General features: G+C 65.4%; 9 protein-coding genes and 1 pseudogene. 3 read left to right on the top strand and 7 right to left on the bottom strand.

Annotation, left to right across the window (positions count from 1 at the left end; translation table 11 throughout):
- Positions 1-229: 229 nt before the first annotated feature.
- The 3 genes and pseudogenes from ACVWW1_RS24335 to ACVWW1_RS24325 form a co-directional block, all read right to left on the bottom strand.
- Entirely contained in the window at positions 230-1,015 is a 786-nt protein-coding gene (locus ACVWW1_RS24335) for a fumarylacetoacetate hydrolase family protein (RefSeq protein ID WP_456657689.1), read from the bottom strand.
- A 12-nt stretch (positions 1,016-1,027) separates the two neighbouring features.
- On the bottom strand, positions 1,028-2,392 hold the full coding sequence (locus tag ACVWW1_RS24330) for an LLM class flavin-dependent oxidoreductase (protein WP_456657688.1): 1,365 nt from the start codon (positions 2,390-2,392) through the stop codon (positions 1,028-1,030).
- 24 nt (positions 2,393-2,416) lie between these two features.
- A pseudogene (locus tag ACVWW1_RS24325) lies at positions 2,417-3,470 on the bottom strand (Ldh family oxidoreductase).
- A gap of 402 nt (positions 3,471-3,872) precedes the next feature.
- Between ACVWW1_RS24325 and ACVWW1_RS24320 the strand changes: the two are divergent.
- Entirely contained in the window at positions 3,873-7,988 is a 4,116-nt protein-coding gene (locus ACVWW1_RS24320; protein WP_456657687.1) for a bifunctional diguanylate cyclase/phosphodiesterase, read from the top strand.
- Here ACVWW1_RS24320 and ACVWW1_RS24315 read toward each other — a convergent pair.
- On the bottom strand, positions 7,962-8,303 hold the full coding sequence (locus ACVWW1_RS24315) for a hypothetical protein (protein ID WP_456657686.1): 342 nt from the start codon (positions 8,301-8,303) through the stop codon (positions 7,962-7,964). The two genes, ACVWW1_RS24320 and ACVWW1_RS24315, sit on opposite strands and share 27 nt — an antisense overlap.
- A 56-nt stretch (positions 8,304-8,359) precedes the next feature.
- Positions 8,360-8,665, bottom strand: coding sequence for a cupin domain-containing protein (locus tag ACVWW1_RS24310; protein WP_456657685.1), 306 nt, complete (start codon positions 8,663-8,665; stop codon positions 8,360-8,362).
- A gap of 77 nt (positions 8,666-8,742) precedes the next feature.
- On the opposite strand from ACVWW1_RS24310, the gene ACVWW1_RS24305 reads away from it, so the two are divergent.
- Positions 8,743-8,886, top strand: coding sequence for a hypothetical protein (locus ACVWW1_RS24305; protein ID WP_456657684.1), 144 nt, complete (start codon positions 8,743-8,745; stop codon positions 8,884-8,886).
- A 164-nt stretch (positions 8,887-9,050) separates the two neighbouring features.
- The gene (locus ACVWW1_RS24300) at positions 9,051-9,650 is read left to right on the top strand and encodes a 3-keto-disaccharide hydrolase (RefSeq protein WP_456657683.1); all 600 of its coding nucleotides are present in this window, start codon (positions 9,051-9,053) and stop codon (positions 9,648-9,650) included.
- Between the two features lie 59 nt (positions 9,651-9,709).
- Here ACVWW1_RS24300 and ACVWW1_RS24295 read toward each other — a convergent pair whose 3' ends face one another.
- The gene (locus tag ACVWW1_RS24295) at positions 9,710-11,212 is read right to left on the bottom strand and encodes a hypothetical protein (protein WP_456657682.1); all 1,503 of its coding nucleotides are present in this window, start codon (positions 11,210-11,212) and stop codon (positions 9,710-9,712) included.
- A 92-nt stretch (positions 11,213-11,304) separates the two neighbouring features.
- Positions 11,305-12,855 carry a glycoside hydrolase family 5 protein gene (locus ACVWW1_RS24290; RefSeq protein ID WP_456657681.1) on the bottom strand — a complete coding sequence of 517 codons (1,551 nt, stop codon included), beginning with the start codon at positions 12,853-12,855 and terminating at the stop codon, positions 11,305-11,307.
- Positions 12,856-13,043: the final 188 nt, after the last annotated feature.

The following is a 13,043-nucleotide window of genomic DNA, read 5'->3' as shown; positions in this document are numbered from 1 at the left end:
CGATCCGATCAATCCCAGAAAGCTCTTGTGCCACGGGGGCCGTCCACATATGGGTCCCGGCTTTCGCCGGGACGACAATTGGAGGGACGCGCGACCAACTCTATCACCGTCATCCTGAGGTGCGAGCGGAGCGAGCCTCGAAGGATGCACGGCCCGGCTGGCGGCCGTCGATCCTTCGAGGCTCGCTTCGCGAGCGCCTCAGGATGACGGTCTACCGGAGTGCCAGCCCTCACACCTTCTCCTTCACGAACCTGTTCCGCAATGTCCCGATGCCTGTGATGTCGATCTCCACCACGTCACCGTCCTTCAGGTCCGGCGAGGCGCCGTCGGTGCCCATCCAGATCACGTCGCCGGGCGACAGCGTGAAGTATTTCGAAAGCTCGACCAGGAAGGGCACGATGCCGAAGATCATCTCGTTGGTGCGGAAGCGGCCGGTCTCCTTGCCGTTGACGCGGATTGCGGTCTCCACGCGGTCGAGATCGACATCGGTCTCGATCCACGGGCCCATCGGCTTGAACGTGTCGGCGTTCTTGGCGCGCCACAGCCCGCGGTCGGCCTTCTGCCAGCTGCGCTCGGAGACGTCGTTGCCGATCGTGTAGCCGAACACGCAGTCCAGCGCATTGGCTTCGGTCAGGTGCTTGGCCTTCTTGCCGATCACGACGACCAGTTCGCCCTCGTAATGGATATTCTCGGTCGCACTCGCCGGGATCACGACATTCTCGTCATGGGCGATCAGCGCGTTCTGCGCGCGGTAGCCGATCTCGGGACGATCAGGCACGTTCGGCACCGTGCCGGCCTTGTCGGCGGCTTCCTTGAGATGCTTCAGATAGTTCAGCCCGACGCAGTAGAAGGTGCGCGGGATCAGCGGCAGCTCGATCTTGACGTCCTTCAAGGCGTGGGTCTTCGCCGTCTTGCTCCATTCACCGAATGGATCGCCGTTCACGGTGGTGACGGTGTCGCCCTCGACGAGGCCCCAAGACGTAGTACCCGCGGCGGTGAATTTCAGCCAGCGCATGATGATGTCCTTCTATTCCGCAGCCTGCGCGCGGGTCTTCCAGGCGCCGGCAGCCGGGCGCTTCAGTCCGAGATTTTCCCGCAGCGTCGTGCCGGCGTAGTCCTTGTGGAACAGGCCGCGCTTCTGCAGCTCGGGCACCACGTGATCGACGAAGTCGGCGTAGGAGCCCGGCACATAGCTCGCCGCGATGACGAAGCCGTCGCAGCCGCGGCCTTCGAACATTTCCTCCAGCCGGTCGGCGATCTCCTTCGGGCCGCCGACCATCGCGTCCTGCACCTGGCCGCGGCCGGAGAAGGTGATGAAGTCGCGGGTCGAGGGATTGGTCTTGCCGGAGGTGCGCAGCACGCCGTCGCGGATGCCGAGCATGCCTTGCATGCCCTGCAGCTCTTCGGTGGTCAACGGTTCGTCGATCGGTTTGGCGCCGAAATCGAAGTTGAGGCCTTCGGCGAGCAGCGACAGCGCGTCGATCTCGAGCGGCAGCTTCTGGATCACGGCCATCCGGTCCTCGGCCTCGGCCTTGGTCGCGCCGGTGACCGGCGTGATCAGATTGCAGAGGAACATCTGGTCGGGATCGCGTCCGGCCTTGGCGGCTTCGCCCCGGATCGCGTCATAGCCCTGCTTGGCATTGGCGAGATTGCGCGCCGCGGTGAAGATCACCTCGCCCCAGCGCCCGGCAAAGCGCTGGCCGCGCCCGGAGGCGCCGGCTTGGATCACGACGGGATGGCCCTGCGCCGAACGCGGCACCGTGAACGGGCCACGCGAGGTGAAGAACGCGCCCTTGTGATCGAGTCGTTTCACCTTGGCCGGATCGGCGAAGCGGCCGGATGTCTTGTCGATGATCAGCGCGCCGTCTTCCCAGGCGTCCCAGTGGCCGAGCACCACCTCCATGAACTCGTCGGCACGGTCGTAGCGGAGATCGTGCTCGAGATGCTGCGCGCGGCCCATGTTGAGCGCCTCGCCGTCATTCACCGACGTCACCACGTTCCAGGCGGCGCGGCCACCCGTCATCAAGTCAAGCGTGGCGAAGCGGCGGGCGACGTCGAACGGCTCGAAATAGGTGGTGGACGCGGTCGAGGCGAGGCCGAGCCTGGTGGTGACCATGCCCATCGTGGTCAGCACCACGATCGGGTCCATCTTCACGCAGCGAATGCCGTATTCGACGGTGTGGGCGTGATCGTTGCCGTAGCGGTCGGGCATCGCGAGGCGATCGTCGAAGAACGCCATGTGGAACTTGCCGCGCTCCAGGATGCGCGCGATCTCCTGATAGTAGTCCGCCGACATCGAATCGTCGCGCGACTCCGGGTGACGCCAGGAGCTCGGCAGATTGGTGCAGTTCTGCGCCTGCAAAAAGCCAACCAGCGCCATTTGCCGTGTCATGCCGTTCTCCTGTACCTGAATGCGTCAGCGAAGATCGAGGTCGTCGGTGAGCTTGTAGTCGGCGGCGAGCACCTTGAGCTTGTCCCAGGTCGCATCCTCGATCTCGATGCCGTTCTTGCGCCGTTCGACTTCGCGCAGATATTCGATCTCGCCCGGATAGAACACGCCGCGGCTCCCTTCCGAGGGCGGCGTCGATTTCAGGTAGCGGGCGAAGTCGGCGACTTCGCGTCTGAAGTCCTGCAAGGGACGGAACGCGGCGACGTTGAACACCGCCATGAAGCAGCCGTCGTTGTGACGGCCGGTCGGCTCGACCCCCGAAGCCGAGGCCGGTCAGCAGGCCGCACAGCACCTCGACCATCGCGGCAAGGCCCGAGCCCTTGTAGCCCTCGCTGCCGCCGAGCGGCAGCAGCGCGCCGCCCTTGCGGTAGTCCGCAGGGTCAGTGGTGTCGCGCCCTTCGGCGTCGATGATCCAGCCCTTTGGGATGCTTTCGCCACGCGCCACCGCGAGCTGGATCTTGCCAGCCGCGACCGCCGAGGTCGCCATGTCCAGATAGAACGGCGCCTCGAGATCGGAGGGCACCGCGATCGAGAGCGGATTGGTGCCGAGCCTGGCCTCGCGGCCGCCGAACGGCGCGACATGTTTCGGCGAGCGGCCGGAATCCGCGGCGGCGATCCCGATCATGCCCTCACGCATCGCCATCAGCGGGTAATGCGCCAGCCGGCCGACATGGCTCTGCCGGAACACGGTGCAGGCCGCGACATTGGCGGTCTTCGCCTTGTTGATGGTCATCTCCATCGCCTTGGCGTTGACGTGGAAGCCGAACCCCCAATGACCGTCGATCACGGTCGTGGTCGGCGTCTCCTGCACCACGGTCCATTTCGCGCCCGGGACGATATGGCCGGCCTTGATGCGGTCGATATAGGTCGGGATCGCGATCACGCCGTGGGAGTCGTGGCCGGCGAGGTTGGCGTTGACGCAGCCGGAGGCAACCGCATTGGCCTCCTCCTCCGATGCGCCGGCGCCCCGGAGTAGCGCCGCGCCGATGCGCGTGAGACGGTCGGCCTGGACGATCGGCATCGGATTTTCCTCGCGGTCCGCCCGCGTGATGCGCGGGTCTTGCTTGCTGTTGTCGGCGTCATGCTCTCAAAGCGCAGCCCGCCGAGCAAGGGGCGGAAAATCCGGTCCGCCATACCGCCAGCAGGGTGCTCCCGGTCAGGATTTCACTGAATGGAACGGGCGCGGTCGCGCTGCGGAATTTGGCTGCTCCGGCGGTGCAAGCCAGGCGGCTATCCGGTGCTCCGGCCCTCCGCCTCAGCCTGGCACACCGGCGTCCGTAATATCCCGGAAAACGGCCTCCGGCATTCGTCAGCCGTTTACTTTGTCTCACAACTTGCCGGATACACTAACCATCACTTAGGCCTCTCGCGGGCATTGTTCCCCGGCAGATTGAAGGGGGTGGCCCTGGGGCCTTCAGGGATCGTGCAGTCGAGCATCGGGCGTACATTCGCGGCGTTGAATGCCACCAACGAAGCGATCCTGTACGCGAAATCACCAGAAGAATTGTACGGAAAGGTCTGCGAAGCCGCGTTCTCGAGCGGGAGCTTCCTGGCTACGACCGTCTTTTTGCTGGAGCCGGATACCGGTCGGCTGACATTCGCCGCCGGTTGCGGCGACGATGTCGCGCGTCTGCGCAGCATCAGCATCTCTACCCTCGCCAACATTCCGGAAGGGGAGGGCGTCGCCGGGCGGGCGTTCCGCGATCAGAGCGCCAGCGTCAGCAACGACTATGTCAACGACGCCCGTTCAGCGGCCTGGCGCAGCGGCCTCGCGGCGGCCGGCGTCGGTGCGGCGGCGGCGATGCCGCTGGTCTGCAACGGGCGCAGCGTCGGCGTCTTCATGGTGACCCGGCGCGAGGTCGACTCGCTCGGTGAGGAGATCGTGTCGCTGCTGCAGCGCATTGCGGCGAACGTGTCCTTTGCGCTCGACAATTTCGACCATGAGGCGTCGCGCAAGAGCGGCGAGCGGGCGATGCGCCGGCTTAACCGCATGTTCGGCGCTATCAGCGCAACCAATGAGGCGATCCTTCGCGCCAAGACCGAGCACGATCTCTATCAGCGGGTGTGCGACGCCGCGGTGTTCAGCGGAAAATCCTTCGCCACGGTGGTGCTGCTGGCCGAGCCCGACACGCACTGGCTCGAGCCCGTCGCCGGCACTGGCGAGGCGCTCGACTTGATCACCCAGACGCGCTTTTCGACCGACCCGGACAATCTCTACGGCAAGGGGATCTGCGGCGAGGCGTTCCGGACCAAACGGCCGTGTATCGAGCACGACATTCCCATCTCAACGGGCGCCTCGCAGGCGCAAGCCGGTGAGAGCGGTCTGATGGCCTGCGTCGCGCTGCCGCTCACCCGGTTCGGCAGGAGCATCGGCGTCCTGATCTTCTTCATCGGCAATTCCTGGGCCCGCGACGAAGAGATCATCGCGCTGCTGGCGGGCATCGCCGAGAACGTCTCGGTTGCGCTCGACACGTTCGGACGCGCCACCGAGAAGGCCAAGGCCGATGCCGAACGCGAGCGGCTGTCGCGGATGTTCGCGGCGCTGAGCGCGACCAACGAGGCGATCATGCGCGCGCGGTCACGGCTCGAGATGTTCGAGCTGGTCTGCGCCGCGGCGGCGCATGGCGGCGGGTTCAACTCCACCAGTATCCTGATCGCAAAGCCCGGTGACTACTTCCTGGAGATGATGGCGGTGGCGGGGCCGACCGCCGAGAATGCGCGCCGCCTCAACGTCTCGCGCAGCGAGGCGCGTCCCGAAGGGCGCGGTGTTTGCGGCAGGGCGTTCCGCTCCCGGCGCGCCTGCATCGACAACGATTTTCTCGGCGACGTCGCCAACAACCCGTTCCGCGATATCATCGACCGCGAGGATGCGCGATCGGGCGCGGCGTTTCCGTTGATCGTCGACGACGAGCCCGTCGGCGTGATGCTGTTCATCTCCGCCAAGCGCAACACCTTCTCGGCCGAGTTCGCCGAGCTGCTGCAGCGGCTCGCCGACAATGTCGCCTATGCGCTCGGCAGTTTCGATCGCGCCGACGAGAAGGCGCGCACCGAGGAGCAGAAGGAGCGGCTGAGGCGGATGTTCGTGGCGCTGAGCGCGACCAACGAGGCCATCATGCGGGCGAAGTCCCGCGGCGAGCTGTTCGATCTGGTCTGCGATGCCGCGGCGGTCGGCGGTCAGTTCGTCTCGGCCACCATCAGGCTGGTGCGGCCGGGCGAGGCCTTCCTGGAGAACGTGGCTGCTTCCGGCCCCGACCGGGTACGGGCCCGCGAAGTCCAGTTGTCGGCCGACGCGACGCGTCCGGAGGGACAGACGCTGACCGGCGTTGCGATCCGCACCCGCAGGCCCTGCATCAGCAACGATTATCTCAGCGACTTCGGCCCCGAGTCGCATGTCTATCCGGCCGTGCGCGACAGCGGTAGCAAGTCCGGCGCCGCCCTGCCGCTGCTCAAGAACGGCGAGGCGTTCGGCGCGCTGGTGTTCCTCTCCGGCGAGTTCAACACTTTCAGTCCGGAGATGATGGCGCTGCTGCAGCGGCTTACCGAGAACGTGTCGTTCGCGCTGGCTAATTTCGACCGCGCCGACGAGAAGGCCCGGGCCGACGAGCAGAAGGAGCGGCTGTCGCGGATGTTCGCGGCGCTGAGCGCGACCAACGAGGCGATCATGCGGGCGAAGTCCCGCGCCGAGCTCTACCAACTGGTCTGCGAGGCGGCAGCAACCGGCGGCAAATTCACCTCGACCACCATCGCGCTGGCACAGCCCGGCAGCGACTATCTCCGCATTGTCGCGATCGCAGGCCCGGCAGCCGACGGCGCGAGCCAGGTGACGCTCTCGACCAGCGAGGCGCACCCCGAGGGACGTGGCGCCTGCGGCAGGGCGTTCCGGTCGGGCAAGGCCTGCATCATCAACGACTATTTCGCCGATACCGGTACCGCGGCGTTCCATGAGCGCGCGCGCCGCGATGGAACGCAGTCCGGTGCCTCGTTTCCGCTGATCGTCAGCGGGGAGGTCGTCGGCGTCATGATCTTCGTCGCGATCGAGAAGGATACGTTCAAGCCGGAATTCGCCGAGCTGTTGCAGCGGCTCGCCGACAATCTGGCGTTTGCGCTCGAAAGCTTCGATCGCGCCGACGAGAAGCACAAGGCGGACGAGCGGATCGAATATCTCGCCTCGCATGACAGCCTGACCAATCTGCCGAACCGCGAAACCTTCAACGAGATGCTGCGTCACGCGATCTCGGCGGCGGACCGCCATCGCCGGCAGCTCGCGGTGCTGTTCATCGATCTCGACCGCTTCAAGGTGATCAACGATTCGCTCGGCCACGACGCCGGCGACATGCTGCTGGTGGCGATCGCCGAGCGGCTGCGCGGATCGTTGCGCGCGAGCGACGTGGTGGCGCGGCTCGGCGGCGACGAGTTCGTGGTGATCCTGGAGGACGCCGCCGAACGTCACGACGTCGAGCGCATCGCCGGCGACCTCCTGGTCGCACTGAGCCAACCGATGCAGCTCAGCGGGCACGAGTGCCACACCACGGCCTCGATCGGAATTGCGACCTATCCGACCGACGGCTCCGACGTGCAGACGCTCACCAAGAATGCCGACATGGCGATGTATTTCGCCAAGGAGGACGGCAAGAACGGCTTCCGCTTCTTCTCCAACGAGGTGAGGGCGCAGTCGATCGAGCGCCTGACGATGGAGAGCGCACTGCGCCGCGCGCTGGAGCGAGACCAGTTCTCGCTCGAGTATCAGCCCAAGGTCGACATGGCGAGCGGCCAGATCAGCGGCGTCGAAGCGCTGCTGCGCTGGACCCATCCCGAGCTCGGCAAGGTCTCGCCGGGGCAGTTCATTCCGCTCGCCGAGGAGATCGGGCTGATCGTGCCGATCGGCCGCTGGGTGCTGAAGGAAGCCTGCGCGCAGAACATGGCTTGGCAGCACCGCGGCCTCAAGGCGGTGACGATGGCGGTCAACCTCTCGCCGCGGCAGTTCGGCGATCCGAACCTGCTCGACGACATCGACGAGGCGCTGGCGGCGAGCGGCATGTCGCCGGCGCTGCTGCAGCTCGAGGTCACCGAGAGCATGGTGATGCGCAACGTGACGCGCGCGGTCCGCGTGCTCGACGCGATCCAGAACCGGGGCATTCGCCTGGCGATCGACGATTTCGGCACCGGCTATTCGTCGATGTCGCTGATGAAGCAGTTCCCGATCGACACCATCAAGATCGATCGCTCCTTCGTGCGCGACCTGCCCGATGATTCCGAGGACGTCGCGATCGCGCAGGCGATCATCAGCATGGGCAAGGCGCTCGGCATGACGATCGTGGCCGAGGGCGTCGAGACCTCCGAGCAGCAGGAGTTCCTGCGCGCGCATGCCTGCGACGAGATGCAGGGCTTCCTGTTCAGCCGGCCGTTGCCGCCGCGCGATCTCGCCGAGCTGTTGAAGACGTCGCCGGTGCTGACGTCGCCGCCGTTGCAGCCGTCGCTGGACGACGAGGCGATCGGTGAGGCCGGGTCGGATCTAGGGCGGAAACGCGCTGTCGTCTGACGGCTGCACGGGCAGGTCGCGGACGTCGGAATCGGTGGATGCGATCAAGCGCGAGAAATCATACGGCCAGGACGGTATCGCCTGGCCGGCCAAGGTCTGGCGCAGCGCCGCCGACGCCTCCGCAAAGCTCGCCCCGTCGGGCAGGCGGAACCGACGGGACAAGGTGGAGGGCAGCGGTTCGGCGGCATCGCGCATCTCGAATGCCGGTCCCCACCACCACGCCGGCGCCGGCGGCCGTTCCGCTTCGGCAATGGCGCGCCATCGCGCGAACTCGTCGGCGATGCGGGCAAATTGCAGCTTGGCGGCGGGATGCATCGGAGGCCCTTCGTTGGGCCGTGATGATAGCATCGCCCCCACTTCGCGCAACGCGGCTACTTCTGTTCCACCTCGGTGGCGGTGGCCGGGCCTTCGCCCATGATCAGCAGCACGGCGTCTTCGTCCTTGGCGCCGTCCCAGTGCACCTGCTTGCCGAAATGGGTGACGAAGCTTCCCGCCGGCATCGCCACGGTGCCGTGATCGGGATCGAATTTCGGGCCCGAGCCGACCCACCAGGTGCCCTTCAGCACCACGATGTACCGGTCGTTGGGATGGAAGTGCGGACGGCTGAAGTGATTGCCCTTGGTCCACTTGGTGTAGACCATGTAGAAGCCGGGCTTCGAGGGATCGCCGACCACCACGGCATTCTGCGCGCCGCGCGCGTCGACCGGGCTCCATGGAAATCTGGTCCGGCAGCTTGTAGGTGACGGCGGCCGGATTGAGTTCTGCCGCGGAGCTGACGCTCAGCGTGCCGGCAAGGGCCAGCGGCATCATCAGGTATCGCCAAGACCGGTTCGACGCCGTCATCGTGTTCTCCCAGGTCAGTTCGTTCGGGCGACTGCCGCGCCCGTATGTCGCGTGATGCTAATCGCTCTCGCTTGCGCCGGACAAGACGCGCTCGCGCATGTCTGCTCTCAAGATTGCGGCATCGGGCCGTGACACAACGCAGTTGCAATATGAAAAACGCATTTACGCCGCTGCAGACGATGATAGGTTGCGCGCCAACCAAAAGACGGGAGGATAACCTTGAAGAAGCATCTGTCGATCTTGGCGGCGGGACTTGTGATCGGTGCGGCCGCGCTGCAATTTTCAACCGCCGCATCGGGCGATGACGGCTGGGTCACGCTGCTCGACAGCTCCAGGAAGGGCGACTGGGACGAGGTCGGCAAGGCCAATTGGGCGATGAAGGACGGCGCGCTGGTCGCCGACAAGCTCGACGGCAAGGATCTCTCCTATCTCGTCAGCAAGACCCAATACAAGGATTTCCAGATCCGGGCGGAGTTCTGGACCGACGAAGACGCCAACAGCGGCGTCTTCATCCGCTGCGAAGGCAACAAGGTGATCGACTCCAAGGTCTGCTACGAGGTCAACATCTTCGACAAGCGGCCCGATCCGACCTACGGCACCGGCGCGATCGTCGACGTCGGCAAGGTCGATCCGATGCCGAAGGCGGCCGGCAAGTGGAACGTCTACGAGATCACGGCGCAGGGACCGCATTTCGTCGTGACGCTGAACGGCCAGAAAACCGTCGACGCGCAGGATTCCAAGCACGCCAGCGGCTACATCGCGCTCCAGTATGGTTCCGGCGTGGTCAAGTTCCGCAAGGTGCAGATCAAGCCGCTCTGACAACGCAGGCCGAGGAGAGCCCGGTCGCGCCGCGGCCGGGCTTGATCGCGTGTCATGTGCTATCCGCCGGAGGCCTTTAGATCGTCGTCTTGCGTGCGCAAATGATGACCGATCACGAGCCCGGTCAGGCACAGCAACAGCCCGAGCGCCGGCGGCGCAAACAGCGCCTCTTCCTGGAAGATGCCGTTCACCAGCACGACCATCGTGCCGAACGCAGCGAGTCCCTGGATGAGAATTCCGGACGAGGCGTAGAGGCGCCAGGCCTTCAGCGCCACCGCAAAGAAGAAGCCAAGCGGCACCACTGCGCCGATCCCCATTTGGTAGAGCAAGACGCCGACGGCGCTCTCCACCGCGCCGTCCATCGTGCCGGCCGCTTGCGCGGCGTTCCAGTCGATCGAGAAGTAGCCTTCAGAGAGATTGCCACCGACGCCGAGGCCACGACCGATCGGGTTGTGCAGGAATCCGTCCCAGCCGCCCATGAAGCCGATCACGTGAAAGTCGCCGATCTGGAGTCCGATGTAGATCGCCGCGATGGCATAGAGCACGAGTCCGACGAGTGCGACGGCAAGGGTGATGGTGGCGCCGAGCAGCCAGGTCGCCGTCCAGGCCAGGGCCACGAAGATGACCAGGATGAGCGCGCCTTTCACGCTGCAGAGGATCAGCAGCGGGATCGCGACCAGCGCCAGCCAGCGATATCCGACCGCGAACAGGAACAGGATGGAGAAGGCGATCCCGTAGCCGAAGCTGATCGGGCTCATATTCGGTCCGAAGATGCGCAAAATCGACGACAGTCCGAGATCCTCGAACAACGGGCTGTTGAGAAAGCTGAAGCGGAAGCGGTCGATCAGATCGACCGGGACATTGCCGGTTTGGCGCATTTCGGCTTCCCAGGCTCCGGAGCGGGTCGCCTTGAGTTCGTCGAAGTGCCAGAACGTGTAGCCGTTGGTGATTTCGAGCCAGAAATCGCGAAACAGCAATTCGACATAGCCGCAAACGATCAGCAGCGTGGCGACGGTCACCAGGAACGGCGTGATGCGGATCTCGAAGGTCGCGGCCGTCAGCAGCGAGAGCTGAAACAGAAACAGCGGAAACGCGATGTTGCGCAGATAGACGAGGGCCGCATGCGCGTCCTGCGTGGCGCCGAGCAGGAAATAGGCTCCCACGACCGCGAGGGTCATCAGCCCCCAATTCATGATCCGGTCGATCTCGGGTGAATGCTTGCGCTCGCGCAGCATGTACAGCGCCAGCGTGACCAGCCACATGACCGCGCAGATCAGGAAATTGTAGCCCTTGACGAAATCCATCTCCTGCTCGGTCGTGATGTAGGACGACAGGATCGAGACGAACAGATTCTGGAAGAAGATGATGAAGACGGCGATCGACGGCGCATAGGCGGGCGCCGCGAGCACGATGGCGCAGCCGACCAGGCCTTCGACGACGATCGCGAGCCCTGCATTGGCCGCCTGCATGATCGGCGCAAAAGCGATCGATGCCACGGCGATGCCGAGCGCAGGAACGAGGTCGCCGGCCAACAGCGGCCGCGGGGCTATGTCTGCTCGCACAGGCTCTGACCTAAATGACCGGATGGGTGGCGTGCCACACCCGCATCGTCGATCTAGCCGCGCATTGTGTAAGAACCGGTTAACCAGATCGGTCACCGCGTCCCGAGCAGCGCCCTCAACACGTCGCGGTCGGCCTTGCCGGTGACGGCGTCGGCCAGGCCGAAGCCCTGCGACATCTCCCAATGGGTCCAGCCCCAGCACTGCTGCCGGGCGTAGGCGGTGACGCCGGCGAGCCAGCGCAACCGGCTGTCGCGCGGTGCGCCGGCCTTGAGCACCCCGAACTCGTTGATGATGATCGGACGGGAATATTGCCGCTGCCAGGCAGCCGCGGGCTCGAGCCATTTATCGATGCCGCGGTCGGGGATGGCGCGGTCGACCATCGCAAGCGCCTTGGGCCTGTCCAGCGCGGTCAGCTGCTTCCGCAACTGTTGAACCTTCGGATCGTCGGCGCGGATCGGATAGGGCAGTCCGACGACGTCGTGAAGCGGCTCGCTCCGATCCCAATGGGCCTGATGGGTGAACACCATCGGATCGTAGAAGTGGATGGCATAGACGACATTCGGATCGTCGAGCGGCGCGAAGCCCGGCAGCGAGTCCGCACGCTGCCAATTGACCGGACCCGTGATCAGCGTGGTCTGCGGCAGCAATTGGCGAATGAAACCGGCCAGCTCCCTAACCTCGCCTTGCCACTGCGCGGCGTCGACCTCCGGCTCGTTCAGCAGTTCCGCAAAGACCCGATCGGAGGGATAGCGCTGCATGACCCGCGCGAGCGCGGTCCAGGCGCTCCTCATTTCAGCCATCGCGCCGGGCGGATCGTCCTTGTGAAGCGCGTTGAAGTGCTGGCCCGAATGCAGGTCGATCGACACGGCATAGCCGAGTGCGAGCAGGGTCTTCAGTGCGGCATCGACGGTTTGCAGCCGGCTGTCGATCTCCGCTTTCGTGGCGAAGCGCGGCATGACGAAGTCGGCAGGCACCGGCAGCCGGATGTGGGTCAGGCCGGCCTTGCGCAGTTCGAGCAGCAGGCCGCGCGGCGGCGCCGACCGCGGATCGACAATCCAGCCGTCGGCGTTGACACCGCGCGACAGGGCCTTGATCCGGTCCGCCGGGACGCCTTCGGTCAGGGCAGGGCAGGCCCGCGCGGCGACGGACAGCAGAATGGATGCGGCGGCGATGATGATGACGGGGATCGACGATAGCCGGGCCATTGGATGATCAACTCGTGATCGGTGTTGCAGCAGCGACGCAGAACGCGGCGCGGCTGGCGCGTCGCTCACGCATACTGCCTGTCGAGTTGCCGACTGGCGACAGTCAGCTGGAGTTCGTTGAGAACGACGCCATTCGTGTTGAATCAAGATAACGTTGCGACGCCGCAGCCGGGCAAACAGCAGCGCGAGCAACGGGCGTGCGATCACGCGCTTCCAGGCCACGATCGGGAAGTTGCAGACCACGCTGTCCGCGCTGCCGACCGCGCGCCAGATCTCGCCGATCCGGCCGTCGGTCTGGGTCAGGGTTAACGCCGCGCCAGCGCCGGGCTCGAGCTTGTCGATCGTCTCCTGCAGCAGGCGGGTGGATTGCCCGACGCCGCAGTGCATCCGCGGCCCGGCGCCGAGAAACAGCGCGCGATATCGGGGTGGTTCAGTCATTCAGTGCTGTCGGCCACGGCGGCCGGCTCCGGATACGTCGCGGTTAGCCATATCGGCGAGACATTAGCTTTGCGTAACCCCGCGCGCATACGCGACGGCACCGTTCTTGCCAATCCCTGCCCAAGAGTTGCCAGCTCGTCCCGGAACGGGACATCGGATGAAGCGAAACGGCGCAGCCGGGAGCGCGA

The sequence above is a fragment of the Bradyrhizobium sp. JR3.5 genome (assembly GCF_054057015.1).
The sequence above is the reverse complement of the archived record's forward strand: the minus strand, read 5'-3'. Positions and strand labels throughout refer to the sequence as shown.

Bases quoted from the DNA above. Each gene is read 5' to 3' on its own strand.
- ACVWW1_RS24335 (WP_456657689.1), bottom strand. From the start codon at position 1,015: ATGCGCTGGCTGAAATTCACCGCCGCGGGTACTACGTCTTGGGGCCTC.
- ACVWW1_RS24290 (WP_456657681.1), bottom strand. From the start codon at position 12,855: ATGACTGAACCACCCCGATATCGCGCGCTGTTTCTCGGCGCCGGGCCG.
- ACVWW1_RS24315 (WP_456657686.1), bottom strand. From the start codon at position 8,303: ATGCATCCCGCCGCCAAGCTGCAATTTGCCCGCATCGCCGACGAGTTC.
- ACVWW1_RS24330 (WP_456657688.1), bottom strand. From the start codon at position 2,392: ATGACACGGCAAATGGCGCTGGTTGGCTTTTTGCAGGCGCAGAACTGC.